The organism is Salinisphaera sp. SPP-AMP-43 (assembly GCF_049568105.1).
Taxonomy (GTDB): domain Bacteria; phylum Pseudomonadota; class Gammaproteobacteria; order Nevskiales; family Salinisphaeraceae; genus Salinisphaera.
In genome coordinates this window covers 904746-928538 of the sequence record NZ_CP145335.1, presented here as the reverse complement: position 1 = coordinate 928538, position 23793 = coordinate 904746, and the positions used below count along the sequence as shown (strand labels likewise).

The 23793-nt window shown below is 62.8% G+C and carries 31 protein-coding genes; 11 read left to right on the top strand and 20 right to left on the bottom strand.

What is annotated here, in order from left to right; all coding sequences use genetic code 11:
• The first annotated feature begins 9 nt into the window (after nt 1-9).
• From waaF to V5738_RS03990, 5 genes are all read left to right on the top strand, one after another.
• Nucleotides 10-1071, top strand: coding sequence for a lipopolysaccharide heptosyltransferase II (gene waaF, locus V5738_RS04010; RefSeq protein ID WP_423823117.1), 1062 nt, complete (start codon nt 10-12; stop codon nt 1069-1071).
• 74 nt (nt 1072-1145) lie between these two features.
• Nucleotides 1146-1973 (top strand): shikimate dehydrogenase, encoded by an 828-nt coding sequence (gene aroE, locus V5738_RS04005; RefSeq protein ID WP_423823116.1) that lies wholly within the window; start codon nt 1146-1148, stop codon nt 1971-1973.
• 20 nt (nt 1974-1993) lie between these two features.
• The gene (gene mntR / locus V5738_RS04000; RefSeq protein ID WP_423823115.1) at nt 1994-2479 is read left to right on the top strand and encodes a manganese-binding transcriptional regulator MntR; all 486 of its coding nucleotides are present in this window, start codon (nt 1994-1996) and stop codon (nt 2477-2479) included.
• Between the two features lie 13 nt (nt 2480-2492).
• The gene (gene nfi, locus V5738_RS03995; RefSeq protein WP_423824236.1) at nt 2493-3212 is read left to right on the top strand and encodes a deoxyribonuclease V; all 720 of its coding nucleotides are present in this window, start codon (nt 2493-2495) and stop codon (nt 3210-3212) included.
• Between the two features lie 39 nt (nt 3213-3251).
• Complete coding sequence (locus tag V5738_RS03990; RefSeq protein ID WP_423823114.1) at nt 3252-3845, top strand: hypothetical protein; 594 nt, start codon at nt 3252-3254, stop codon at nt 3843-3845.
• Between the two features lie 73 nt (nt 3846-3918).
• Here V5738_RS03990 and V5738_RS03985 read toward each other — a convergent pair whose 3' ends face one another.
• Together V5738_RS03985 and V5738_RS03980 are read right to left on the bottom strand one after the other, a co-directional pair.
• Nucleotides 3919-4593, bottom strand: a complete 675-nt coding sequence (locus V5738_RS03985; RefSeq protein ID WP_423823113.1) for a glutathione S-transferase — start codon at nt 4591-4593, stop codon at nt 3919-3921.
• 54 nt (nt 4594-4647) lie between these two features.
• The gene (locus tag V5738_RS03980) at nt 4648-4929 is read right to left on the bottom strand and encodes a DUF3634 family protein (protein WP_423823112.1); all 282 of its coding nucleotides are present in this window, start codon (nt 4927-4929) and stop codon (nt 4648-4650) included.
• A gap of 38 nt (nt 4930-4967) precedes the next feature.
• Here V5738_RS03980 and V5738_RS03975 point away from each other — a divergent pair, with 38 nt between their 5' ends.
• Nucleotides 4968-5396: an RNA-binding S4 domain-containing protein gene (locus V5738_RS03975; RefSeq protein WP_423823111.1), complete on the top strand. Its 429-nt coding sequence runs from the start codon at nt 4968-4970 to the stop codon at nt 5394-5396.
• On the opposite strand, the gene V5738_RS03970 is transcribed toward V5738_RS03975, so the two are convergent.
• The gene (locus tag V5738_RS03970) at nt 5397-5885 is read right to left on the bottom strand and encodes a pilin (RefSeq protein ID WP_423823110.1); all 489 of its coding nucleotides are present in this window, start codon (nt 5883-5885) and stop codon (nt 5397-5399) included. It lies immediately after the preceding gene.
• Between the two features lie 265 nt (nt 5886-6150).
• On the opposite strand from V5738_RS03970, the gene V5738_RS03965 reads away from it, so the two are divergent.
• Both V5738_RS03965 and V5738_RS03960 read left to right on the top strand, forming a co-directional pair.
• Complete coding sequence (locus V5738_RS03965; protein ID WP_423823109.1) at nt 6151-6822, top strand: dienelactone hydrolase family protein; 672 nt, start codon at nt 6151-6153, stop codon at nt 6820-6822.
• Nucleotides 6823-6932: 110 nt separating this feature from the next.
• A complete protein-coding gene (locus V5738_RS03960) occupies nt 6933-7970 on the top strand; it encodes a sodium:calcium antiporter (protein WP_423823108.1) in 1038 nt (345 codons plus the stop codon).
• An 18-nt stretch (nt 7971-7988) separates the two neighbouring features.
• Here V5738_RS03960 and V5738_RS03955 read toward each other — a convergent pair whose 3' ends face one another.
• On the bottom strand, nt 7989-8591 hold the full coding sequence (locus tag V5738_RS03955; RefSeq protein ID WP_423823106.1) for a phosphoribosyltransferase family protein: 603 nt from the start codon (nt 8589-8591) through the stop codon (nt 7989-7991).
• Nucleotides 8592-8724: 133 nt separating this feature from the next.
• Between V5738_RS03955 and V5738_RS03950 the strand changes: the two genes are divergently transcribed.
• The 3 genes from V5738_RS03950 to V5738_RS03940 all read left to right on the top strand — a co-directional run bounded on the left by V5738_RS03950 (nt 8725) and on the right by V5738_RS03940 (nt 11567).
• Entirely contained in the window at nt 8725-9849 is a 1125-nt protein-coding gene (locus tag V5738_RS03950; protein WP_423823105.1) for a zinc-dependent alcohol dehydrogenase family protein, read from the top strand.
• A gap of 82 nt (nt 9850-9931) precedes the next feature.
• Nucleotides 9932-10387 carry a plastocyanin/azurin family copper-binding protein gene (locus V5738_RS03945; protein WP_423823104.1) on the top strand — a complete coding sequence of 152 codons (456 nt, stop codon included), beginning with the start codon at nt 9932-9934 and terminating at the stop codon, nt 10385-10387.
• Nucleotides 10388-10454: 67 nt separating this feature from the next.
• Nucleotides 10455-11567 (top strand): alkene reductase, encoded by a 1113-nt coding sequence (locus V5738_RS03940; protein WP_423823103.1) that lies wholly within the window; start codon nt 10455-10457, stop codon nt 11565-11567.
• Between the two features lie 269 nt (nt 11568-11836).
• Here V5738_RS03940 and V5738_RS03935 read toward each other — a convergent pair whose 3' ends face one another.
• From V5738_RS03935 to hisI, 16 genes are all read right to left on the bottom strand, one after another.
• Nucleotides 11837-12859: a HoxN/HupN/NixA family nickel/cobalt transporter gene (locus tag V5738_RS03935; RefSeq protein ID WP_423823102.1), complete on the bottom strand. Its 1023-nt coding sequence runs from the start codon at nt 12857-12859 to the stop codon at nt 11837-11839.
• 89 nt (nt 12860-12948) lie between these two features.
• Nucleotides 12949-14568, bottom strand: coding sequence for a purine-cytosine permease family protein (locus V5738_RS03930; protein WP_423823101.1), 1620 nt, complete (start codon nt 14566-14568; stop codon nt 12949-12951).
• Between the two features lie 170 nt (nt 14569-14738).
• Nucleotides 14739-15350 (bottom strand): urease accessory protein UreG, encoded by a 612-nt coding sequence (gene ureG, locus V5738_RS03925; protein ID WP_423823100.1) that lies wholly within the window; start codon nt 15348-15350, stop codon nt 14739-14741.
• 24 nt (nt 15351-15374) lie between these two features.
• The gene (locus V5738_RS03920) at nt 15375-16073 is read right to left on the bottom strand and encodes an urease accessory protein UreF (protein WP_423823099.1); all 699 of its coding nucleotides are present in this window, start codon (nt 16071-16073) and stop codon (nt 15375-15377) included.
• Nucleotides 16066-16611, bottom strand: coding sequence for an urease accessory protein UreE (gene ureE, locus V5738_RS03915; protein ID WP_423823098.1), 546 nt, complete (start codon nt 16609-16611; stop codon nt 16066-16068). Before ureE ends, V5738_RS03920 begins: the two co-directional genes overlap by 8 nt.
• Before the next feature lie 30 nt (nt 16612-16641).
• A complete protein-coding gene (ureC, locus tag V5738_RS03910) occupies nt 16642-18345 on the bottom strand; it encodes an urease subunit alpha (protein ID WP_423823097.1) in 1704 nt (567 codons plus the stop codon).
• A complete protein-coding gene (locus V5738_RS03905) occupies nt 18342-18662 on the bottom strand; it encodes an urease subunit beta (protein ID WP_423823096.1) in 321 nt (106 codons plus the stop codon). Before V5738_RS03905 ends, ureC begins: the two co-directional genes overlap by 4 nt.
• A gap of 7 nt (nt 18663-18669) precedes the next feature.
• Nucleotides 18670-18972, bottom strand: a complete 303-nt coding sequence (gene ureA, locus V5738_RS03900; protein WP_423823095.1) for an urease subunit gamma — start codon at nt 18970-18972, stop codon at nt 18670-18672.
• A gap of 43 nt (nt 18973-19015) precedes the next feature.
• Nucleotides 19016-19825, bottom strand: a complete 810-nt coding sequence (locus tag V5738_RS03895) for an urease accessory protein UreD (RefSeq protein WP_423823094.1) — start codon at nt 19823-19825, stop codon at nt 19016-19018.
• A gap of 198 nt (nt 19826-20023) precedes the next feature.
• Nucleotides 20024-20734, bottom strand: coding sequence for a hypothetical protein (locus tag V5738_RS03890; RefSeq protein WP_423823093.1), 711 nt, complete (start codon nt 20732-20734; stop codon nt 20024-20026).
• Between the two features lie 179 nt (nt 20735-20913).
• Nucleotides 20914-21465 carry a hypothetical protein gene (locus tag V5738_RS03885; RefSeq protein ID WP_423823092.1) on the bottom strand — a complete coding sequence of 184 codons (552 nt, stop codon included), beginning with the start codon at nt 21463-21465 and terminating at the stop codon, nt 20914-20916.
• An 80-nt stretch (nt 21466-21545) separates the two neighbouring features.
• Nucleotides 21546-22265: a twin-arginine translocase subunit TatC gene (gene tatC, locus V5738_RS03880; protein WP_423824235.1), complete on the bottom strand. Its 720-nt coding sequence runs from the start codon at nt 22263-22265 to the stop codon at nt 21546-21548.
• Between the two features lie 35 nt (nt 22266-22300).
• A complete protein-coding gene (gene tatB / locus V5738_RS03875; RefSeq protein WP_423823091.1) occupies nt 22301-22705 on the bottom strand; it encodes a Sec-independent protein translocase protein TatB in 405 nt (134 codons plus the stop codon).
• An 18-nt stretch (nt 22706-22723) separates the two neighbouring features.
• Nucleotides 22724-23014: a twin-arginine translocase TatA/TatE family subunit gene (gene tatA / locus V5738_RS03870; protein WP_423823090.1), complete on the bottom strand. Its 291-nt coding sequence runs from the start codon at nt 23012-23014 to the stop codon at nt 22724-22726.
• 10 nt (nt 23015-23024) lie between these two features.
• Nucleotides 23025-23375 (bottom strand): phosphoribosyl-ATP diphosphatase, encoded by a 351-nt coding sequence (locus V5738_RS03865; RefSeq protein ID WP_423823089.1) that lies wholly within the window; start codon nt 23373-23375, stop codon nt 23025-23027.
• Complete coding sequence (gene hisI, locus V5738_RS03860; RefSeq protein WP_423823088.1) at nt 23368-23775, bottom strand: phosphoribosyl-AMP cyclohydrolase; 408 nt, start codon at nt 23773-23775, stop codon at nt 23368-23370. Before hisI ends, V5738_RS03865 begins: the two co-directional genes overlap by 8 nt.
• Nucleotides 23776-23793: the final 18 nt, after the last annotated feature.

The window sequence follows — 23793 nt, the reverse complement described above, 5'->3', positions numbered from 1 at the left end:
ACACAGCGTATGCGCCCGCCTGCACGCATTCTGGTGGTCGGCCCGTCCTGGATCGGCGACATGGTCATGGCCCAGAGCCTGTTCATGGGCCTGCGCGCCCGCCTGCCGGAAGCGACCATCGACGTGTTGGCACCGGCTGCGACCGCGAGCCTGCTCGCGCGCATGCCAGAGGTCAACGACGCCGTGGTCATGGATATCGACCACGGCGAGTTCGCACTTGCCCGGCGCCGCGAGGCAGCACGCCGGCTCAGCGCGCGCGGCTACGATCAAGCGATCGTGCTCCAGCGCAGCGCCAAGGCCGCACTGGTGCCGTGGCTGGCCGGCATTCCGCAACGCACCGGCTATCGCGGCGAACTGCGCTATGGACTGATCAACGATGTCCGTACCCTGGATAAATCGCGCTACCCGCTCAAGGCCGAACACTATGCCCTGCTCGGCACTGCGGCCGAAGGCGAGCCGCTCGGCGAGATCGCCTATCCGCGGCTGGCCATCGAGGCCGACCATCAGCGCGACTTGGTCGCACGTTTCTCGCTCGATCTTAAGCGCCCGATCGTCGGCTTCGCGGCCGGGGCGGCCTACGGCGGCGCCAAGGCTTGGCCGGCTCGCCACTATGCCCGGCTGGCCGGGGAACTGGATGCCCGGGGCTGGGCCTGCTGGATCTTCGGCAGCGCGCCCGACCGAGAGATCGCCGAGGCCATGCAGGCCGCGGCCCCCCGCCATGGCGTGAATCTGGCCGAACGCACGAGCCTGACCGATATCGTCGATCTCGCCGCGCTGAGCACGCGATTCGTCGGCAACGATACCGGCGTCATGCATCTGGCCAGCGCCGCAGCGCCCAGCGTCGTCGGCCTGTATGGCTCGACCGATCCCGACTATGCTCCGCCGCTGACCACCGAATCGCAGCGCCTATGGCGCGGTATGGACTGCTCGCCCTGTCGCGCGCGCGAATGCCCGCTCGGCCACCATGCCTGTCTCGAGGACATGCCGGTCGCCGATGTCCTGAGCGCCTGCCTGGAACCAGGCTCGCCGGCGATCGCCAACCTACATGCCGTGACCCGAACCCACGGCTGAGGGCCGCGATCGACCCATTGCCCTGCCCGGGCCCGTTCGACACGATAGACGTTTGATCACCCGAGACTTGGCTCATGCCCGACCGCTATGCCGTGATTGGTCATCCGATCGAACACAGCCGTTCACCGGATATCCATCGTCTGTTTGCCGAGCAGTGCGAGCAATCGATGACCTATACCCGCCTGCCCGCACCACCGGATGCCTTCGAGGCCGTAGCCGGGGCGTTTTTTGCCGGCGGCGGTCGCGGCCTGAATGTCACCCTGCCGTTCAAGCAAGCCGCCGCTGCTTTTGCCGACCGACTGACTGAGCGGGCCGCGCGCGCCGGCGCCGTCAATACCCTGGCGACCACCGACCAAGGGCTTGTGGGCGACAACACCGACGGCGCCGGCCTGGTCGCCGATCTGACCGGCCATCTTGGGGTCGCTGTGGCCGATCAGCACATCCTGATCCTGGGCGCCGGCGGCGCGGTACGTGGCGTGGTGCCGAGCCTGCTGGCCGCCGGCGCGGCCCGGATCACCATCGCCAACCGCAGCCCTGATAAGGCCGAAACCATCGCTACTGCCTGTCGCTCGATGGGCCAGGTGACCGCCTGTGCCCTAGATGCGGCACCGCAAGACGCCGACCTGGTCATCAATGCGATTTCAGCCGGGCTCAGCGGCACGATGCCGGCCCTCGACGCCAGTCTGCTATCGCAGGCGGTCGCGGCCTACGACATGATCTATGCCGACCAGGCCACGCCGTTCATGCACTGGGCCGAGCAGGCAGGCGTCGCCCAGGTCCGCGACGGCTTTGGCATGCTGGTCGAACAGGCGGCTGAATCATTCCAACTGTGGCGCGGACTGCGACCGGAAACCGGCCCGGTGATCGCCGCGCTGCGCCCGGGCACACGAGCCCATGCCTGAAACGCTATAATGACGACACTATGAGCGCACGATCCACGGCTCGCGAACTCGACCATGTCCTACGGGGCGACACCTCGGGCGAATTACTCGACCCGCAGACGCATGCCCGTCAGTACAGTCTGGTGCGCAAAGCGCATGAAACCGAACTGATCGAGGATTATGTCGAGCTGATCGCCGATCTGATCGATGCCAAGGGTGAGGCACGCGCGGTCGAGCTTGCCCAGCGCATGGGGGTCACCCAGGCGACCGTAGGCAAGATGATCCGGCGCATGACCGAAGCCGGATTGGTCACCAGCCAGCCCTACCGCTCGATCTTTCTCACCGAGGCCGGCCACGAGATGGCCCGGGTTTCGCGCGAACGACATATCGTGGTCCTGCGTTTTTTCCGCGCCCTGGGGGTATCGGAAACTACGGCCCGACAGGACGCCGAAGGAGTGGAACATCACGTTTCCGACGAAACCATCGACATCATGCGACGCTTCGCCGACGCACGTGAATCCGACTGACCCCGACCACCTTCTGGGCTGGCGACAGACCGCCGATGGCCGTACGGTCGTCGAGCACGACTGGTCCACTGATGCCCGTTCGGGGCGGGCGATTCAGGAGGTGCTCGCCCAGCATGTGGACACCACCTGCCGCCTGCCGGATTCGATCCGGCGCATCGCGGGCGTGGACATTGGCTTCGAAGACGACGGTGCCACCACACGTGCGGCCATCGTCGTCATGGACCCGGCGGATCTGTCGGTCCAGGACAGTGTACTGGTCCGCGAACCGACCCGGATGCCTTACGTGCCCGGGCTATTGTCGTTTCGCGAGATCCCGGCGGCGCTGGTCGCGCTGGACCGGCTGTCCACCCTGCCCGATCTGCTCATGGTCGACGGCCACGGGATCGCCCATCCGCGTCGGCTCGGGGTCGCCACCCATCTGGGCCTGGCCTGTGGCCTACCCACGATCGGGGTGGCCAAGAAACGTCTGACCGGCCAATACGACGCGGTGCCGGACACGCGTCTGGCCTGGACGCCGTTGACGCACAGGTCGGAAACCATCGGCGCCGTTCTGCGCTCGCGGGTTCGTGTTAAGCCGATCTTCATATCACCCGGGCATCGTATCGACCTCGGTACGGCGATCGACTGGACGACTCGAACCCTGACCCGCTATCGCCTGCCCGAGACAACCCGCGCGGCCGACCGCCTGGCATCGGATCGCGACCGGCGCCGAGCGGCTGCTGCGCGGAATTGACGGAATTTTTTAGCCGCATAATGCAACTGTTATGCTTTTATGTGGTCACAACCGATTCGCCTAACCTCAAAAACAGGTTCTTTTATGTTTAAACGTGTTTCCACGATCTGCGCGCTGGCCATCGCCGCGCTGTCTTTCACGGGCGTGGCCACTGCCGCCGATAACGGCCAGGGCCAGGGCCAGGCGCAGCAGATGATGAAGAGCTACCGCCAGGATGCTCAGCAGCTCAAGCAGATCCACGACAAGACGATCAAGAACAACCCGCAGCTGGCCAAGGAACAAGATCAGTTCCAGGACACGGTTCAGCAGGCCATCAAGAAGCAGGGCTACGACGTCGAAGCCGGCCAGCAGCGTATGCAGAAGATGGCCAAAAAGCTTCAGTCGGGCGATCTGAGCGATAAGCAGCGCAAGCAGGTCATGCAGAAGTTCCAGAGCGAGCGCCAGAAGATGGTCAAGGCCCGCAACGCGGCCATGTCGCAGCCTGAAGTACAAAAGCAGGGCGAGCAGCTTCAGCAGGACACGATCTCTGCCATGAAGAAGCAGAACCCGAAGACGACGCAGCTCATCTCCGAGATGAAGAACGTGCGTGGCAAGCTCCAGCAGCAGGGCGGCGCCCAAAGCCCGAACAGCTGATCCAGCTGATCGACGTGTACACGCGTTGATCATCAAAAGCCCGGCCGATCGGCCGGGCTTTTTTTATGGTCTTTCAACCAGCATAGGTATAGGGGCCGCCGCGCTCGAGCGCCCGCTGGTAAGCCGGGCGGGCGTGGATGTTGGCCACGAACGCCTCGAGTTGCGGATAGCCATAGCCACGCTTGGCACGACGGCCCGACAATGCGGCCTCGATCGGAAAACTCAGCATGATATCGGCCGCACTGAACCGATTCCCGGCGAACCAATCCTGGCTGCGCAGCTCGTTTTCTAGATAGTCGAAGTGCAGCCGCCGCTGCGGTGCGATGAACTGTTTTTTTACCTGCCCGGAGATCGCCCGGGCGACCGGCCGCGCCAGCCACGGCGTACGCGCCTCGACGGTGTCGAATACCAACTGCAGTAACAGCGGCGGCATCAACGACCCCTCGGCATAGTGCAGCCAGTATGCATAGCGCAGATGCGCTTCACTGCCCGGCTCGGGAGCCAGCCGGCCCTGGCCATGTTCGCGCACGATGTAATCTACGATCAGGCCGGTCTCGGCGACGGTGCGCTGGTCATCGGTGATCACTGGAGACTTGCCCAGTGGGTGCACCTTCTTAAGCGCAGCCGGGGCCAGCCCGGTTTTCGGATCGCGCTCGTAGCGCTCGACGCGGTAGTCGAGGCCGAGTTCTTCCAGCAGCCAGAGCACGCGCTGCGATCTCGAGTCGGCCAGATGATGAACCGTGATCATGATGAATCCCGAATGATGTTTTTTTCCGAGGCTACCCGTTCACGCCTGGCTTCGTCAGCCGGCCGCGCGTCGGCCGCCTCCCGGGCCCGGTGTGGTCGGCGGCTGCCAGACGTTACGGATCGCCTGGCGGCCGCGCTCGGGAAAACCCGCAGTAAAACGCAGCCGGGCCTTACTGCCGCGCCCCTTGCATTCAATCGCGCCACGCTCGATGCCGTGCAGCCGCACGATATCCTGGACCGCGGCGACAAAACGCTGCGGCGCGCGACCGCTGGCGATTTCAAGTTGCCCCTCAGGACCGATCACCAGACGATAATTCAGACGAAAACGATCGAGCACGGCTTGGCCTCATTGCGGTTGAGTGTCAAAGTCTCGCTATGAGCGACGAATCCCGCAACGTCAATCCGGCATCGCAGTCCAGCGCCGTGCGCATCGACAAATGGCTGTGGGCGGCACGCTTTTTCAAAACCCGCAGCGTTGCGTCGACCGCTGTCAAAGGCGGCAAGGTGGAACTGGACGGGCATAAGGCCAAGCCGAGTTCGACTGTGCGGGCTGGCCAGCGACTGCAGGTCACCAAGGGCGAAGTGGTTTTCGAGGTCGAGATCGATGCGGTCGCCGAAAAGCGCGGCCCGGCCAGCCAAGCCCAGGCGCTGTACACCGAAACCCAGGCCAGCGTCGAACGACGCACCGAGCAGGCGGCCGAGCGGCGCGCGGCGCGCCTGTCGATGCCGCGCCCCAGCGCCCGCCCCGACAAAAAGCAACGGCGTCAGCTGCGTCGTTTCAAACACGGCGACGACGCGGGCTAGTCAGTCCCGACAACTGGCCGGCAGATAGCGCTGGGGCACGCCGTCGTCCGCCGGCGCCGTGCATTGCCAGCCGATCGCGCCGCCGTCGAAATCTGCCTCGAGCGAGACCAGTTTGCCGTCGATGGGACCGCCTTGGTAGCGGATATAGATCCCCTGTTCGCCGGCGGTAGGGTGCCAATAGACCTTGTCCACGTAGCGTCCGCTGGCCGCCCCGTCGCTGCCATGCGGCATGCCGAGTACGTTGAGCATGTTATGCCACTCCGACTCGTCGGGCATGCCACCGTTCATGGAATAATACTCGCCGACCGCGGTTTTCAGCGGCTGAGCCAGCACCAGCCCTTCGCTGATATGCGAACGCACGATATAGTCGCGATACATCGGCAAGGCCACGGCCGCCAGAATCCCAATGATGGCGACCACGATCATCAGCTCGATCAGCGTAAAGCCGCCCTCGCCGCGTCGCGCCATCGCCGGCTTTCCCGAATCCATGTTATCCCCCATAACCTATTTGTGCCGCGATTGCCCCGGGAAGTCAAAACTTTGCCAAGGGCCCGCGAGCGATCGCTATCACGGCGCGTGCACGCCGCTGTTATGACGTCGTTTTATAGCCGGTAAGCAAGGCATTCCTTAGCTTTGGGCCCAGCCCGCCCGGGTTACCACGCGCTCCTCTTCGAGCCACCGATGCCGTTAATGTTTATCGGCCGCGCCAAGGCTCGGGTTAGGATAGCCACAAAGCATTTAACTAGGATCATCGATGTCCAGGCAGATCGAGTTCACTCGCCCCGACGGCGCGACCGCGCCCGGTTTCTATGCCGAACCCGAAGGCCAGCCCAATGCACCAGGCATCGCAGTAATCCAGGAATGGTGGGGGCTCAACGATCAGATCAAGCGGGTCGGCAAACAATGGACCGATGCCGGCTATCGGGTGCTGATCCCGGATCTGTACCGCGGCGATAAAGCGCTGGATGCCGCTGAGGCCGAGCACAAGATGGACGAGCTCGACTTCACCGATGCCGCTACGCAGGACGTTCGCGGCGCAATTCAGTATCTCAAAGCCGACAGCGATTCGGTCGGGGTGATCGGCTTCTGCATGGGGGGCGTACTCGCTGTGCTGGCGGCCATGCACGTTCCGGAAACCGATGTGGCGGTGTCCTGGTATGGCATCCCGCCGGACGAAGCCGGCGATCCGAGCCAGATCGACATCCCGCTGCAATGTCATTTCGCGACCGAAGACACCTTCTTCCCGATCGATCAGGCCGAGGCGTTCGAAAACAAGCTCAAGGCCGCCGGCGTCGAGCACGAATGCTATCGCTATGAGGCCAAGCATGCGTTCGCCAACGAGGATTGGGACAACTACGACCCAGAGGCGAGCCACTTGGCCTGGCAACGCAGCCTGGATTTCTTCGCCAAGCACCTGACGCCATAGTCGTTAGCGCACGAGCGCATGCAAGGGGTGGCATCAACCGCCCCTTTTTTTTGGACCGCATCGGTGCAGCCGTACCGGCGTCGCCGCCCCCGCTTTGAACCGGAGCCTCAATGCTGGCCTGGCTGAATGACATGGGCATTTTGCCCGCTGTGATCGTATTTGTGGCCTGTGCTGCGATCATCGGCATCGTCGGTACGCGACTGACACGTATTGCCGACGAGCTCGCCGATCGAACCGGCATCGGCGAAGCCGTTGCCGGCGCCGTGCTGCTCGGCGCCACGACGTCACTCTCCGGCATCGTGCTGTCGGTGACTGCAGCCCTGCGCGACCAACCGGCGCTGGCGATGAGCAATGCCCTGGGCGGCATCGCCGTCCAGACGCTGTTTCTGGCCGTCGCCGACTGGGCCTATCGACGCGCCAATCTCGAACATGCCGGGGCCTCAGCGGCCAATCTGGCCCAGGCCACGCTATTGGTCTGCCTACTCTCGGTACTGCTGGTTGCCTCGCTCGGGCCATCGGTGACCTGGCTGGGGATCAATATCGCCACACCGGTGCTGTTCGGCGGCTATCTTTACGGTCTACGCCTGGTCGGGCAGGTTCATGTCCAGCCGATGTGGAACCCCCGCATGACCCGCGAGACACGTACCGACGAACCGGAGGCTGAGGTCCGCGAAGCCGAGAGCATGGCCAGACTGTGGACGGCCTTCGTCGGCTATGCCGCCATCCTCGGCATCAGTGGCTTCGTGCTGGAGCGTAGCGCCAGCGTGGTCGGCGCTGCCAGCGGGTTATCGGACACCGCGGTCGGCGTGCTGCTGACCGCGGTCTGCACCTCGCTACCGGAGCTGGTGACGTCGGTCGCCGCCGTGCGGCGCGGCGCCCTGCAGCTGGCGATCGGCGGCATCATCGGCGGCAACGCCTTCGACTGCCTGTTCGCCGGCGCGGCCGATATCGCCTATCGTCCAGGCTCGATCTATCACGCCGTGGCCAACGACACCCTGGTCTGGATCGCCTTGTCGCTGTTAATGACGGGCGTGCTGCTGCTGGGGCTGATCCGGCGCGAGGAACGCGGTATGGCCAATATCGGCTTCGAAAGCGTATCGCTGATCGTGCTCTACGGCGTCGGCGTGGTCATCGCCTTGATACACTGACGCCGCGTTCACGGCAGGCTACCCCGGATCGCTGTCGTCGAACACCGGCAGATGGCCGAGCGCGATCACGTCCTGCCAGTTGCCGCGTTCGCCCTCGGTGAAGATCGCGGCCTCGCCGGCGATGATCGAGCCGGCGTGGTCCATGATCTTGCGCATCGCTTCCAGCGTCGAGCCGGAACTGATGACGTCGTCGACCAGCACGATCCGGGCGCCGGCGACCAGGTCGCGGTCCTTGGCATCGAGATACAGGGTCTGCTCGTCGCCGGTGGTGATCGAGTGGGTAGTCGCCGACAGCGCATCGCCCATATACGGCTTGTAGCTTTTTCGCAGCACCACATATGGCCGGCCGGTGGCGACCGACAGCGCATGCACCAGTGGAATCGACTTCGCCTCGGCGGTGACCAGCACCTCGTAGTCGAGTTCGGCCAGACGCGTGGCCAGCCCGGTAGCGGCCGCCTGAACCAACGCCGTGTCGCCCAGTACGTTGAGCACCGCGATCCGGACCCCCGGGGCGACTTCGAACAACGGCAGATCGCGCTTGAGGCCGCCGACCTCAACCGCATAAGTGCTTTGCGTGGCTTCCATTTCCTCGACAACAGACAACAGATTGGAGCGCTGCATTGTGCACCAGGCCGGCGTACAGTTCTAAATCGTGCCGATTTTCTGGCTCCGAATGCAGCAGCAAACACCACTCATGTAGGATGAAGCGATCTTTGTCGCTGGCCTCTCGCGCCAACGCCCTAAGGAGCCTTTAATGCAGACCCGCGCCGCCGTACTACACCAGATGGACGCTTCGCGCCCCTATTCCAGATCCCAGCCACTAGCGATCGAGACCGTCGAATTGAGTGGCCCGGCGCGCGGCGAGGTGTTGGTCAAAATGCATGCGGCCGGGCTATGCCACTCGGATCTGTCGAGCATCGACGGCAATCGGCCACGGCCGACGCCCATGGTGCTCGGCCACGAAGCCGCTGGGGAAATCATCGAGGTCGGCGACGGCGTGACCGAGTTCGCGGTCGGCGATCATGTGGTGTGCTCGTTCGTGCCCAGCTGCGGCCACTGCGCTTACTGTGCCGACGGACGTGCCGCGCTGTGCACCCCGGGTGCCGAAGCCAACAACGCCGGCGAGATGCTGTCTGGCGGCCGGCGATTGTCTCAGGAAGGCCAAAGCGTGCACCACCATCTCGGGGTTTCCGGTTTTGCCGAGCATGCCGTGGTCGCCACCGAGTCGCTGATCAAGATCGATCCGAATCTCGATTTCGAGATCGCGGCGCTGTTCGGCTGTGCCGTGCTGACCGGGGTCGGCGCGGTGTTGCAGACCGCCCAGCTGCGGCCGGGCCAGAGCGTGCTGGTGGTCGGCCTCGGTGGCGTCGGGCTCTCGGCTGTGCTCGGCGCAATCGCCGGCGGTGCGACCCAGGTGATCGTGGCCGACATCGCCGACGACAAACTGGCCACGGCGCGCGAGTTCGGCGCGACCGCGACCGTCAATACCAACGACGACAACGCCCTCGAACAGATTCGTGAGCTGACCGGTGGTGGTGTGCACATCGCTGCCGAGTTCGCCGGTGTACCGGCGGCCCTGGAATTCGCCTTTGCCGCTACCGGTAAGGGGGGCACGACCGTTACCGCCGGCCTGCAGCATCCAGAGGCACGCATGTCGCTGCCGTCGCTGACCCTGGTCGCCCAGGAGCGCCGGCTGCTGGGTTCCTATCTTGGCGGGCATGTACCCAAGCTGGATATTCCGAACTATATCGCCTTGTATCAATCCGGTCGGCTACCGGTGGACAAACTGCTGACCCATCGGCTGACGCTGGACGAGATCAATACCGGCTTCGAACGGTTGGCTGCCGGTGAGGCGATCCGTCAGGTGATCCGTTTCTGAGCATCCGGAACCCGGCCCGGCCGTATCTGTCGGATAGACCATCGCGCATGCATACCGGGCCTACCCGGGACTGGAGTTTTCTATGATTCGTCGCGTCAGTGCGACCCTGCTGCTGCTATTGGCTGCCGGAGCGGCGGCGGCTGCCCCGGCCAAGAGCGTCACCCTGATCGGCCGTAACGATCTGCGTTTTTCCAAGGACCACATCACCGCGGCGCCGGGCCAGAAGATCACCGTCAAATTAGTCAACAAATCGCATCTGCCGGCCTCAGCCATGTCGCACAACTGGGTGCTGCTCAAACCCGGAGCCGACGCCGGTGCGATCGATGCCGCCGCTCAGAGCGCGGTCGACAACGATTACATCCCGGCATCTAAAAGCGACCGGATCATCGCCCATACCGGCATGGTCGCCGGCGGCGAAAGCGCGACCGTAACCTTCATGGCACCGGAAAAACCCGGCGACTATGAGTACATCTGCACCTTCCCCGGCCATTTCACGGCAGGCATGAAGGGGGTACTCACGGTGGCGCCCGAAGGATGAACCGACCCGTTGATTTTGACCGGATCGACCGTCACGTTTAGTACGTCATCATTTATTAAGAGATCGTATGTCTTACGAGAAACTGCTCTCGCCGGTGCGCTTCGGCGCTCTGGAGTTGCCCAACCGCGTGCTCATGGCACCGCTGACCCGGGCCCGCTGCCCCGATCTCGTACCGGGCTCAATGCAGCAGACCTACTATGCCCAGCGCGCCAGCGCCGGGATGATCATTTCCGAGGCCACCAATATCTCGGAATCGGCCCGTGGCTATGTGTATACCCCGGGCATCTTCACCGACGCACAGGAAGCCGGCTGGTCCACGGTCGTCGATAGCGTGCACGACGCCGGCGGGCGTATCTGCCTGCAGCTCTGGCACGTCGGCCGGATCGGCCACGAAATGGTCCATCCGGACGGCCGCAAGCCAGTGGCGCCGAGCGCGCTCAAAGCCGAAGGCGCCCAGTGCTACGTCGAATTCGAGGACGGCAGCTCCGGCCAGCACGATACTTCCACGCCCCGCGCGCTGGAGACCAAGGAAATTCCGGACGTCATCGACGAATACCGTCAGGCCGCGATCCGCGCCAAGCGGGCCGGCTTTGACATGGTCGAAGTGCATGCAGCCAACGCCTATCTGCTCCAGCAGTTCATGGCCACCGGCTCCAATCAGCGTACGGATGCCTATGGCGGCTCGATCGAAAACCGGGCCCGGCTGACTCTGGAAGCCGTGGATGCGGTCGTCGAAGTTATGGGCGCCGACCGGGTCGGCATCCGGATTTCGCCGTTCATCGAAATCTTTGGCCTGACCGACGACGAACCCAAGGGCATGGCTTTCTATCTGGCCGAGCAGCTCAATGCGCGCGGCCTGGCCTATCTGCATATTAACGAGCCCGACTGGGCCGGCGACGATATCAAGCTGACCGATGAGTTCCGCGCTGCCATGCGCGAACGCTTTGCCAACGGGGCCTTGATCTTCTGTGGTTACTACACCGCCGAGCGTACCGAAAAACTGATCGAGAACGGCCTTGGCGACGGTGCGGCCTTTGGCCGGCCCTATATCGCCAACCCGGATTTGGTCGAACGCTTCCGCCAGGATGCCGAGCTCAACGAGCCGGATCCGTCGACCTTCTATGGCGGCGATGAAACCGGGTATACCGACTACCCGAAGCTGGAAGAGCAAACCGCCTAGCCAGACCGGACGCCTGATAGGTGTCTTCAAGCCGGCGGATCTGAGGATTCGCCGGCTTTTTCGTATCGACCAATCATACCGGCGAGCATGCGACACCCGCTTCGGAGGCTCTTCGATAGCCGATCTGCCGGCAACAAATGCCATCTCGCCCGAGACCATCGCGGGCGGGATCCTGCGCTGCCCGAGTTGTCATACGGCCCGGGCTCGCTTAAAACGCGCGGATCGCAAACGCCCAGCTCAAACAGCCAAAGCCCGATAACCCGCCCGTGCTATGACCGCGACGCGGCATTCTGACGCTGCTGCAGGCCATAACCGGTCAACCAGACCAGCCCGAATAGGATCAATACGGCCAGCCCACAGACCGCCGTCGGTACTGCACCCAGCCAGTTCGCGATCGCACCGTTCGGGGCCCATTCTTCGGCTGCAAGTTGAACCCATTCCAGGCTGCCGACCACGAAGGCCAACGCAACCGACAGACCAGTGACGGCGATATTGAAACCCAGCCGGCGCCGGCCGTAGCGATCGCCCCAGCGATAGGTTCGCAGCATCAGCAGCCCGTTGATCGAATCCATCAGCGTCATTCCGGCCGCAAACAATACCGGCAGCGCCAGAATCATCCACGGTGCCCAGCCGGCATGCTGGGCCGCAGCCGCCGACAGCCCCAGCAGCGCGATTTCGGTCGCGGTATCGAAACCAAGACCGAATGCCAAGCCCAGTGGATACATTTTCCAGCTTGCGTCGATCCAGCGATAACCACGCCCCAGCCATCGCGACAGCAACCCACGCCGAGCCAGAAGCGATTCGACCGAGCCGTCATTCGCAGCATGCGACACGTCCGCGCTCCGGTATCGCCGCCACATTTCACGCAGGATCTGGAAATTGACCACCGCGATCAACGTCAGAAAACCGGCCGAAACAACGGTCCCAATAAGCGCCCCGACGCCGGCCACGCTATCCATCCGGGAACCGATCTGGCGGGCGAATAGAGTCACCAGCACACACAGGCCAAACACGACTGTGGAATGGCCCAGGGAAAAAGCAAAGCCGACGAACACCGGCTGCTGACCATCGCGGCTGAGCTTACGCGTGACATTGTCGATCGCAGCGATATGATCGATATCGAAGGCATGGCGCAGGCCGAGAAGATAAGCCAGGCCACCGAGCCCGAACAGCAGTGTGCCTTGGGAGGCTGCAGCCAATAACAGCCCCAAGCCCAAGACGTGCAGGCCGGCAACGGCCGTAATCAGGCTCCCCAGCCGCCACAGCCCCCGCTGGCTATTTTGCTCACTCATTGTCACCGGCACCGGCGCACCCCACTACTAGAAAAACAACCGACGCCACCCTGTCCCCGGTCGCAGGGTGACGCAATATCAGGCAGCCCCTACCGAGCCTCGAGCGGCTCGATGGCACGGCACAGCGAGCAGACAATGCCGTCGTGATAAGACGAATACAGCACGTCCGGACGCTCGAACTCGGCGTTACAGGCGGTGCATTCGTACACTTCGTGGGAAGGCGTGCCATCGGCCGTAAAGCGCGGCGAATCCACACCGTCATCCGTGTTTTTCAGGTAGTAACGCCCGCCGGTAGCCAAGGCCAGAATCGGCGGACAAATCACGCCGACGGCCACCGCGATCAGCGGCGAATACGACGACAGGAAGCTACCCAGACCGCCAAAATAGGCCGCGATCGCAAGTCCGGCCGCCAGCACGAACGATATCGTGCCGACCGGATTGACCGGATACAGCATGCCGCGCCGAAATTCTGGCAGTTTCGGCGAGATGCCCAGCATGTATTTGTTGACCACGATATCGGTCGCGACCACCACTACCCAGGCAATCGCGCAGTTCGAATAGAAGCCCAGAATATTGTTGAGCACGGCGAACATATTGCCTTCCATGAGCGCCAGCGCGATGGCGACGTTGACCACCACGAACACGATGCGCCCCGGATAGTGTCGGGTCACACGGGTGAAGGCATTGGTCCAGGCCAGCGAACCGGAATAGGCATTGGTGACGTTGATCTTGATTTGGCTGATCACTACCAGCACTACTGACAGCGCCAGAGCAAGCCATAGCGGCACCATCTCGGAAAAGATCGATACGAACTGACGAACCGGTTCCGTGGCTGCCGAATCCGCGACCTTGGACAGCAGATAGAACGCCAGCAGTGCACCGATCATTTGCTTGATCGCGCCCAGGATCACCCAGCCCGGACCTGCGGCCAGTACCGCGGCCCACCACTGACCGCGATTGGCTTCGGTCTTGGCCGGCATGAAGCGCAGATAGTCGATCTGTTCGCCGATCTGGCCCATCAATGCCAGCACCACGCCGGCGCCGAGCATGATCGCGGCCAGGCTCACCCCGCCATAGCCTTCGGTGCCGGTATAGGCCAGCCAGTCGCCGAGCACCTGCGGCTGGGCAGCCACCAGATAGATCACTGGGGCTGCCATCAGGATCAGCCATAGCGGCGTGGTCCAGAGCTGCAGCTTGGACAGCGCCTTCATACCGTAGATGACCAGCGGCAACACGATCAGTGTCGACACCAAATACCCCAGCCACAGAGGAATCCCCAGCCCAACCAGCAGGCCCTGGGCCATGATCGAGCCTTCCAGCGCAAAGAAGATGAAGGTGAAGGAAGCGAAAATGACGGCCGTAAGTACCGATCCGTAATAGCCGAAACCGGAGCCGCGAGTGATCAGATCCAGATCGATGTTATAGCGGGCCGCGTAGTAAGCGACCGGCAGGCCGGTAATAAAGATCAGCGCGGCCGCGAACAGGATCGCAAAAATAGCGTTGGCCGTGCCATAGCTGATGGCAATGCTCGCGCCGATCGAAAAATCGGCCAGATAGGCAATACCGCCCAGCGCCGTGATCGCGACCGTCGCCGGGCCCCAACGCCGGAACGAATGCGGCGCATAGCGCAGGGTATAGTCTTCCAGCGTCTCGTTTTTGGCCGCGAGTTCTTCCTCGGACCGGGGAATATCTTCGCCTGTGGTTGCCACACCGAACATCCGTTGGAATTTGATCGATGTATTGCAACGTTGATGCCACGGTCCGCTGGCCGGCCAAGCCGGATTCAACCCAGTACCGTCCAAGCCCTGCGAACGATCGGATCAGCACAATGACAGCCTTTGCACCTGGTTAGTGCAAAAGCACCATGAACGATCACCGGCTAGGCCAGGACCCCTTCGCGCTCGATAAAGGCCAGGATCTCGTCGATACCGTCGCCAGCCATCAGGTTGGTGAACAGCGTCGGCCGTTCGCCCCGCATCATCTTGGCGTCGCGATCCATGACCTCCAGGGAAGCCCCGACATAAGGCGCCAGATCGGTCTTGTTGATCACCAGCAGATCGGAGCGGGTAATGCCCGGGCCGCCCTTGCGCGGGATCTTGTCGCCGGCCGATACGTCGATCACATAAATCGTTAAGTCGGACAGTTCCGGCGAAAACGTGGCGGCCAGGTTGTCGCCGCCGCTTTCGATAAGGATCACATCGAGATCGTCGAAATCGGCGGTGAGCTGGTCGATGGCCGCCAAGTTCACCGAAGCATCTTCGCGAATCGCGGTATGCGGACAGCCGCCGGTTTCGACGCCGCGAATCCGGGTTTCGTCGAGCGCGCCGCTGCGAATCAGAAAATCCGCGTCCTCGCGGGTATAGATATCGTTGGTGACCACGGCGATCGAATACCGATCGCGCATCGCCTTGCACAGCGCATCGGTCAGCGCTGTCTTGCCAGACCCTACCGGGCCGCCGATACCCACGCGCAGGGGCGATTGCTTGTCCATTATGATTGCTTCCTCATCTTGTCGTTACGAACGATACAGCCGCGAATACAGTGTTTCATGGGCGGTACTGGCGAGCGTCACACCGGGTAGCGAACCGCCGAGCTGATCGTCGGCTAGCGTGGCCGCGCGCTCGACCGCCGCGGGCACGCGTTCGGCCAGTTCGAACAACAGCCTCTGGCCGCGGGTCTGGCCGAGCGGCACCAGTTTGACCGCGGCCAGGACCTGGTTTTCCAACCAGGCCCAGGCCATGGCTGCAGCCGCCGGCCGGGCGGCAATGCCCCAGCGTACTGCGGCCAATGTCCAGAGCGCGGCGAACGAGATATCGCTGGCATGGGCTCCGCCAATACGCCAGTCGGCCGCACCCGGCTCGTCCATGCCAGACAACAGCATCGCCAGTGCATGCCCTAGATGTTGTTCCTGGGCCCGGCGTTCAGCGGTTTCACGAGACGCCAGCAGATAACGGCTCCAGCCGGTGACCGATTCCATGCTCTGATGCTGCCAAGCCTCATGCAGCCGGAAGCAGACCGCCAGATCCAAGGGCACGAACGTAAACTCGAGACCGGCTGCCAACCAGTCGCCGACGTCATCGGCCCCCTGCAGCCCGCCGCATTCGACCGCCGCTTCCAAACCTTCCGAATAAGCAAAGGCCCCGACCGGCAGGGAGGGACTGGCCAGTTGCAACAGCCGCTGAAGGGCCAGGCTAGCGCCCGGATCTTCAACCATGAAGCCGGCTCAAATCCTCGTCTGCTACGCCCACGTGATGCTCGTGCTCGTGCTCGTGGCCGTGGCCGTGGCCGTGGCCGTGGCCGTGGCCGTGGCCGTGGCCGTGGCCGTGATGATCATAGGCACCAGGCTCGGGATGAAAAGCCGCCCGACAAACCTGGGGCGTTACACCGAGGCCGGCCACCATGTCGTCGAGCACATGATCGTGGCGATAAGCCACAGCATCGGCATGCACCTGTAACGGCACATGGCGATTGCCCAGGTGATAGCAGATCCGATTGAGCAACAAACGGTCGACGCACTGGATATAGGACAGCGGCTCGGCGGCGGCCACGACGCGCACGAACAGGCTCTGCTCGGCGTCGGTCAGAATATCGCCGTCGGAGAGCGTGCTACCGCGGGCCAGCACCATGCCAGCCGAATCGCCGTTATCGAGCGCCAGGCGCTGACGCGATTTCTGGCGGGCGTCGTAGTCCAGCGTCGCGGTCGTCGTGGGCTCGACGCTCGGGCCGGCATATTTGTAAACGAGTCGAATCATGAAAATGACAACTGGCTGCCTAGCGGCGCCCTAGAATAGAAAATAACGCTGCGCCAGCGGCAGTTCGGCCGCCGGTTCGCAGACCAGGAGTTCGCCGTCGGCCCGGACCTCGTAGGTCTGTGGATCGACTTCGAGATGCGGCACCGCGTCGTTGTTGCGCATGTCGGCCTTGGACAACGTCCGCGTGCCGGTTACGGCCACCAGCCGTTTGGACAACCCGAGCCGCTCGCCGATGCCGGCATTCACAGCGGCCGCCGAGGTGAAGGTCACCGAGGTCGAAGTCGTAGCCGGGCCATAGGCGCCGAACATCGAGCGATAGTGTACCGGCTGCGGGGTCGGAATGGAGGCATTCGGATCGCCCATCGGCGCCATCGCGATCGCCCCGCCTTTGAGAATCGTGGCCGGCTTGGTACCGAAGAACGCCGGTTTCCAGAGCACCAGATCGGCCAGCTTGCCGACCTCGACCGAACCGACCTCATGGGCAATGCCATGGGTGATCGCCGGGTTGATGGTGTATTTGGCGATATAGCGTTTGGCGCGGGCGTTGTCGGCATGCTCTGAATCACCCGGCGCGGGACCGCGCTGGATACGCATCTTGTGCGCGGTCTGCCAGGTTCGGGTGATCACTTCGCCGACCCGGCCCATGGCCTGAGAGTCAGAGGCGATCATCGAGAACGCGCCAAGATCGTGCAGGATATCCTCGGCAGCAATGGTTTCTCGTCGAATGCGCGAATCGGCAAAGGCGACATCTTCGGCGATCGCCGGGCTGAGATGGTGGCACACCATGAGCATGTCGAGATGCTCGTCGACCGTATTCGCGGTATACGGCCGGGTCGGATTGGTCGACGAGGGCAGTACGTTGGCCTTGCCGGCCGCGGTGATGATATCCGGCGCATGGCCGCCGCCGGCACCTTCGGTGTGATAGGTATGGATCACCCGGTTCTTGAAGGCGGCAAAGGTGTCCTCGACGAAGCCGGATTCGTTGAGCGTATCGGTATGGATCGCGACCTGGACATCGGTGTCCTCGGCTACCGACAGACAATTGTCGATCGCGGCCGGCGTAGTGCCCCAATCTTCATGCAGCTTGAGACCACAGGCGCCAGCCGCGATCTGGTCGTGCAGGGGCTTTGGCAGACTGGCATTGCCCTTGCCCAGAAACCCGAGGTTCATGGGAAAGGCCTCGGCTGCCTCTAGCATACGGTGCATATGCCACGGCCCCGGCGTGACCGTAGTCGCCTTGGTGCCGGTAGCTGGGCCGGTGCCGCCGCCGATCATGGTAGTCACCCCCGAGGCCAAGGCTTCCTCGATCTGCTGCGGGCAAACGAAATGGATATGAGCATCGATGCCGCCGGCAGTCAGAATCTGGCCTTCGCCGGCAATGATCTCGGTGCCGGGCCCGATGACGATATCGATACCATCCATGACATCCGGGTTGCCGGCCTTGCCGATGCCCGAGATTCGCCCTTCAGAGATGCCTACGTCGGCCTTGACGATGCCCCACCAGTCCAGAATCACCGCATTGGTGATCACGGTATTTGCAGCCACGTCGTTGCCGTGCTGGCTCTGGCCCATGCCGTCGCGCACGACCTTGCCGCCGCCGAACTTGACCTCGTCGCCGTAGTGGCCGGTATCGGACTCGACCTCGATCGTCAGCGCGGTATCACCCAGGCGAACCCGGTCGCCGGCAGCCGGCCCGAACATCTCGGCATAGGCCCCTCGATCCATCCGACTCATGACCCGCCCTCCTGCAGTTCACCCATGACCTGGCCGTGGAAACCATAGACGGCACGCCGGCCCACATAGGGCACCAACGTAACCGTGCGGGTCGCCCCCGGCTCGAAGCGCACAGCGGTGCCCGCAGGCATGTCCAGCCGATAACCTCGAGCAGCGGCACGATCGAATTCGAGCGCCGGATTAGTTTCGGCAAAATGATAATGGGAGCCCACCTGCACCGGGCGGTCGCCGGTATTCGATACCTCGATCTCGCGGCGCTGCCGGCCTGCGTTGATCTCGATCTCGCCGTCGCCCGGCAGAATTTCCCCTGGAATCATGACCACCTCAGACGATTGGATCGTGAACCGTGACCAGCTTGGTGCCGTCGGTGAACGTGGCCTCGACCTGCACCTCGGTCAGCATTTCCGGCACCCCGTCCATCACGTCGTCGCGCGTGAGCAGCGTACGACCGTAGTCCATCATTTCGGCCACCGACCGGCCTTCGCGGGCCCCTTCCATGAGTGCCGAGGCAATCAACGCCATCGCTTCCGGATAGTTGAGCTTAAGTCCACGCTCTCTTCGACGTTCGGCGAGCAGTCCTGCCGAAAAGATCAGCAGTTTGTCTTTTTCGCGGGGCGTCAGCTCCATGGCGCAATCTCGTTGAGTGAACCGTCCGATAGTCCGGGCAACGTTAAGTCGCCCAGATACGCGGCGCAATGGCTGGTTTGTCGAATATCCGTGGCCGCAGCCATTGCCAGACCAGGCGCATCGGTGCCAGCAGAAAACGCGGTTCGGCGCCCATCGTACGTACGATCATCAGGTTCTCGACCCGAGTCACACCGTGAACGATGCCGCTGTCCGCGAGTTGCTGCCGAACGCCAGCCACCTGGTCTTCATCGAATCCCTGAGGGTGATAAGCAATGAGCGTGCCCACTGCTCGGGCGCCGGCCAGCCCCCAGGGCGCGTCCTGAAACCGGGAATCCTGCCGTCCAGGCACGTAGGTTCGTTCATGCCAGCACAAACGACCGTCGATGCACACGCGCAGCCGGCCATCGTAGACCCCGTGGTCAAAGGCTTCTCCGGCCGCGGGTCGGCCGAGCATCCAGACTTCCCAGGCAATCAGCCGGGCATCGGCAGCCAGATCGACATCCAGCGCGGTCCGGCCTTGGGCGCCATCGAACACGATCGTTTCTTGGGGCAGCCATTCAGCCTCGGCGCCGGCGCCTACGGTCAGCGAAACGCGCTGGGAACTTGCCCGATCGGGAGAACGATAAAGCTTGGCCGCGGACGGCGTCGTCACCAAGGCGCGCGCTTCTCGCCCGACCGCGATATCGAATACGATTTCATCGCCCTGCACCACTCCGCCGGGCGGATGCAGCAGCATGATATGGGCGGTCCCATCCGGCTCGGGATACAGCGGGCGCTGAATATAAACTGGGCCGACATGTTGGCGACGCGTGACCGCGCTACGCGATCCACGCCGTTCGACGTCCAGCTTCAAGCGGGCATGCCAACCATTGGGTTGACGCTCGGAATCGGCGGATGCAGTTAGGGGCGAGAAAATGGACGACTCCCGAACGGGTACGACAGCCGTCTTTTTCTACACAAAACACAGCATGCCGCCAAGCCTTATCGTGGCTCGGCGGCGATTCGACTGGGTCCAGGCGGCCTCGGCCGCACTGCGCCTTCGGGTTAGGCGCTAATACTGCGTATTGTCATTGTCGGCAGACGGCAGGGTTTGGGCATCGGCATTCATCCGGTCGTTGGCCGACTGCGGCGTGCCGCGAGCCTCGTCCCGCAGTTGGTCCTGCATCTGGTTGCGACGGTGTTGCATGTTGCTTTGTGCCTGCGACATGTCGTGGCCCGCGCTGTGCTGCATGCTGGACATCTTGTTCTGGGCGTTCTGACGCATCTGCGAGGATGTGTTTTGCATCGCTTGGCTAGCCTGCTGCATGCGCTGCTGGCCGTGCATCATGCCGTTGTGCGCTTTTTGCGCAGCCTGCGAGGACATGCGATGACTGCCGTCTTTCATAATCGTATAGACCTGACCACCCTCAACTGATGGCCCGGCGGCGCCACCGCTGGCTGCTGTCATGCCGGCTTCGAACTGATTCAACGTCACACCGTTGGCATTGATATCGGTTGGGTTCGCCTGCGGATCACTCTGGATCGAGGTGCTGTTGTTCATCGAGCTATACAGCTCGGCCACCTGATCGTTGGCCTGGGCCTCGCTCTGGCTCAGCACACCGTCGTTGTTGGTATCGAGCCGTTGAAACAGCGCTTTCGCCGAACCGGTATCGGTTGCCGCCGCCTGGGCAGTCGGCCCATCGGACGACAGACCACCACTGGCAGCCATCCCCGTGCCAGCGACCATAGTGAGTCCGACAGCTATCGCGGTCTTCTTCAACATTGCGCTATTGTCCTGTTTCGAAAGATACTCGGACGCTACAACCAACGCATTAATCGGTCCTGAATCTCGCCGCTTATGCGCCCACCGGCGCGCCGTGGCAACCGCCCCCGCCAAACAGCGCCGGGACGATAACCCCGGGGCCTATCGGGCTTGCAAGGCTTTAACGGCCTGGGTAGCCGCTATTGCTCGTTCGAATCTTCGGATCGGGTGTTATCGAACTGCGCTTTGTTATCCTGCGTCCGGGCACGCGTCGACGCATGCCGGTCACGTTCGGGATCACCAGCCTCGGCGCCCGATCCATCGCCGGCTTTCTGACCGGTACGAGTATTGTCGAACTGGGCGTTCGAGTCTTTAGTGGTCGCTCTTGTGGCCGAATGCTGGTCTTCGTTCGCGTCTGCCGCGTCGGTGTTGTCGCTACGGGTGTTGTTGAACTGGGCCTCGGTATCTCGTGTCGACGCCCGGCTGCCCCGGTTTCGGCTGATCGACTCGAACTCATCGCGAGTAATTCCAGCCGGCTGGGATTGGTTATCGGCGGTCAGTTCGTCGTAGCGCGCAGCCAAGCCCGGCGCGGCTTTGGCCTCACTGCGACTGAGCACGCCGTTGTGGTCGGCATCCAAGCGTTCGAAACGAGCCGGGTTCGAATTGCCGGACGCGCTGGCCGGGACCGTCGCGAGAACGGCTGTGGCGGCCACGCACATCAAGCCGAAATGGCTGGCGGTGTATCGAAGCATCAAAAATCCTGGCAGAAAAACAGATGCATCGACGCTAACACCGCCGTGTTAACAACATATGACGCCCGGGCGCGACCGAATCAGGGCTCTTCGGCCTCGCGCTCGCGCGCACCCGGCGCGAACAGGCGGGCCATGAACAACCCGATTTCATAGAGCAGATAGACGGGCACCGCCAGCAACGTCTGGGAGATGACATCCGGTGGCGTGAGCAGCATACCGGCGCCAAAAGCGGCGACCAGTACATAAGGGCGATAGCCACCCAGCTGTTTCGGCGTGGCAAACCCGGCCCAGACGATCAGAAAGATCGCCACCGGCAGTTCGAAGGCCACACCGAAGGCCATGAACATCTTGAGCACGAAATCCAGATAATTCGAGATATCGGTCATCACCGACACCCCCTCCGGCGCGACCGAGATGAAAAAACCGAACACGATCGGAAAAATCACGTAGTAGGCGAACAGCATGCCGAGATAGAACAACAGCGTGCTGGAAACCAGCAAAGGCGTGACCAGCCGCCGCTCCGCCAGATACAGCCCGGGGGCGATGAACATCCAGATCTGATAGAGCGTCCACGGCAGGGAAATCGCGAAGGCGATCATCAGCGACAGCTTCATCGGCACTAGAAACGGTGCCGTCACGCCGGTTGCGATCAGGCTGCTGTGATGCGGCATGTGCACCAACAGCGGCCCCGACAGAAAGGTGAACAGCGGGCGCGAGAAATAAAAGCACGGCAGGAACACCAACCCGATGCCGAGCGCGATCCGGATCACCCGGGTACGCAGCTCCAGTAGATGCGCCATCAAGGGCTGTTCGTTTTCGTCTACTTCCTTGTCGCTCACGGGCGGCTCTCGTCGTCAGCGGCGCGGCGCTCGGCGCGTGTATCTGCGGTTTCGGAAGTGGCTCCTCGATGATCGGCCTCGCTCTGCTCGGCCGTCACATTTGCCGAGGACGCATCGCGGCCCTCGGCAGGCTCGTTGAGCGTATCCGCCATGCGCGCACCGCGCGAGCGAATATCTTGGGTCTCGGACTCGATGCGCTCGCGGGCGCGCCGGACATCGTTGCGGATGTCCTCGGCGCCGACTTCGTTCTCGAGTTCGGAGGTCAATGCGCTGACATAGTGCCGAGCACGACCGACCCAGCGGCCCAGCGTTCGCGCTACCACCGGCAGGCGCTCGGGGCCGAGCACGATCAATCCGATCACGCCGAGGGTAGCCAGCTCCCAGAAACCGATATCGAACATGGAAAGTGCCGGTCGTGATCAGTCGCGACGACGGGCCGTTTCGTCGTCTCGGCTGGCGCTGTGCTGTGTACTCTGGCTACTCGGCGACTCATGGTTGTCGGACGCGTCGTCGCGCCGGGCATGGTCCACGACCTTCGGATCGTCTTGATCTTTGCGCTCTGCGTCGTCCTCGTCCTTCATCGCCGAGCGAAAGCCCTTCAATGCCGAACCGAGATCCGGGCCGAGGTTGCGCAGGCGCTTGGAGCCGAACACGAGCAGCACGATCACTAAAAGAATGAGTAGCTGCCAGATACTGATACCGCTGAGCATAATGACCTCTTTAGTCTTGGGCGGTGTCGCCACCGCTACGGGCGGCCTTTTCTACATGACCCGACACACCAAAGCGCCGTGCCAGCTCGGATTGCACTGCCGCCGAATCCAGCCCTCGTGACTGGAGCAACACCATACAGTGAAACCATAAATCGGCGACTTCGTGAATTAGATGATGGTCGTCGCCGTGGGCAGCCTCGACCACTTCGGCCGATTCTTCGCTGATCTTGTCAGTGATGGCGGTCACACCGCCAGCATACAGCGCCGCAGTATAGCTTTGCGCCGGATCAGCCGTGCGACGCTTGGCCAGCGCCGCATCCAGCTGTGCAAACACATCGCCATCATTGGGTGAATTATTCATGCAGACCGTACATTTGTTGCGGATCGGTGATGACCGGATCTCGGGTGACCCAGGCACCGTTGTCCAGCACCTGAAAGAAACAGGATTCGCGTCCGGTATGGCAAGCCACGCCGCCGATCTGTTCGACCCGTAGCAGCAGTGCATCGTTGTCGCAGTCGAGCGCGATACTCACGATACGCTGCAGATTGCCCGAGGACTCGCCCTTGCGCCATAGCGTGGCCCGCGAACGTGACCAATATGTTGCATAGCCGGATTCGACCGTCGCGGCTAACGCGTCGCGATTCATCCAGGCCAGCGTCAATACGCGCTGGGTATCGGCCGACTGAGTAATCACTGGCACCAGGCCCTGCGTGTTCCAGGCCACCTGATCGAGCCAGTCGCTGTCGCGATTTGTTTCCATGACTGACTTCGTTTGGTT

Bases quoted from the DNA above. Each gene is read 5' to 3' on its own strand.
- V5738_RS03965 (WP_423823109.1), top strand. From the start codon at position 6,151: ATGTCCAGGCAGATCGAGTTCACTCGCCCCGACGGCGCGACCGCGCCC.
- aroE (WP_423823116.1), top strand. From the start codon at position 1,146: ATGCCCGACCGCTATGCCGTGATTGGTCATCCGATCGAACACAGCCGT.
- ureG (WP_423823100.1), bottom strand. From the start codon at position 15,350: ATGGACAAGCAATCGCCCCTGCGCGTGGGTATCGGCGGCCCGGTAGGG.
- mntR (WP_423823115.1), top strand. From the start codon at position 1,994: ATGAGCGCACGATCCACGGCTCGCGAACTCGACCATGTCCTACGGGGC.
- V5738_RS03865 (WP_423823089.1), bottom strand. From the start codon at position 23,375: ATGAATAATTCACCCAATGATGGCGATGTGTTTGCACAGCTGGATGCG.
- V5738_RS03945 (WP_423823104.1), top strand. From the start codon at position 9,932: ATGATTCGTCGCGTCAGTGCGACCCTGCTGCTGCTATTGGCTGCCGGA.
- hisI (WP_423823088.1), bottom strand. From the start codon at position 23,775: ATGGAAACAAATCGCGACAGCGACTGGCTCGATCAGGTGGCCTGGAAC.
- ureA (WP_423823095.1), bottom strand. From the start codon at position 18,972: ATGGAGCTGACGCCCCGCGAAAAAGACAAACTGCTGATCTTTTCGGCA.
- V5738_RS03955 (WP_423823106.1), bottom strand. From the start codon at position 8,591: ATGCAGCGCTCCAATCTGTTGTCTGTTGTCGAGGAAATGGAAGCCACG.
- V5738_RS03940 (WP_423823103.1), top strand. From the start codon at position 10,455: ATGTCTTACGAGAAACTGCTCTCGCCGGTGCGCTTCGGCGCTCTGGAG.
- V5738_RS03960 (WP_423823108.1), top strand. From the start codon at position 6,933: ATGCTGGCCTGGCTGAATGACATGGGCATTTTGCCCGCTGTGATCGTA.
- V5738_RS03990 (WP_423823114.1), top strand. From the start codon at position 3,252: ATGTGGTCACAACCGATTCGCCTAACCTCAAAAACAGGTTCTTTTATG.
- tatC (WP_423824235.1), bottom strand. From the start codon at position 22,265: ATGGCGCATCTACTGGAGCTGCGTACCCGGGTGATCCGGATCGCGCTC.
- ureC (WP_423823097.1), bottom strand. From the start codon at position 18,345: ATGAGTCGGATGGATCGAGGGGCCTATGCCGAGATGTTCGGGCCGGCT.
- V5738_RS03890 (WP_423823093.1), bottom strand. From the start codon at position 20,734: ATGTTGAAGAAGACCGCGATAGCTGTCGGACTCACTATGGTCGCTGGC.
- V5738_RS03935 (WP_423823102.1), bottom strand. From the start codon at position 12,859: ATGAGTGAGCAAAATAGCCAGCGGGGGCTGTGGCGGCTGGGGAGCCTG.
- V5738_RS03920 (WP_423823099.1), bottom strand. From the start codon at position 16,073: ATGGTTGAAGATCCGGGCGCTAGCCTGGCCCTTCAGCGGCTGTTGCAA.
- ureE (WP_423823098.1), bottom strand. From the start codon at position 16,611: ATGATTCGACTCGTTTACAAATATGCCGGCCCGAGCGTCGAGCCCACG.
- waaF (WP_423823117.1), top strand. From the start codon at position 10: ATGCGCCCGCCTGCACGCATTCTGGTGGTCGGCCCGTCCTGGATCGGC.
- V5738_RS03905 (WP_423823096.1), bottom strand. From the start codon at position 18,662: ATGATTCCAGGGGAAATTCTGCCGGGCGACGGCGAGATCGAGATCAAC.
- V5738_RS03985 (WP_423823113.1), bottom strand. From the start codon at position 4,593: ATGATCACGGTTCATCATCTGGCCGACTCGAGATCGCAGCGCGTGCTC.
- tatB (WP_423823091.1), bottom strand. From the start codon at position 22,705: ATGTTCGATATCGGTTTCTGGGAGCTGGCTACCCTCGGCGTGATCGGA.
- V5738_RS03950 (WP_423823105.1), top strand. From the start codon at position 8,725: ATGCAGACCCGCGCCGCCGTACTACACCAGATGGACGCTTCGCGCCCC.
- tatA (WP_423823090.1), bottom strand. From the start codon at position 23,014: ATGCTCAGCGGTATCAGTATCTGGCAGCTACTCATTCTTTTAGTGATC.
- V5738_RS03975 (WP_423823111.1), top strand. From the start codon at position 4,968: ATGAGCGACGAATCCCGCAACGTCAATCCGGCATCGCAGTCCAGCGCC.
- V5738_RS03885 (WP_423823092.1), bottom strand. From the start codon at position 21,465: ATGCTTCGATACACCGCCAGCCATTTCGGCTTGATGTGCGTGGCCGCC.
- V5738_RS03970 (WP_423823110.1), bottom strand. From the start codon at position 5,885: ATGGATTCGGGAAAGCCGGCGATGGCGCGACGCGGCGAGGGCGGCTTT.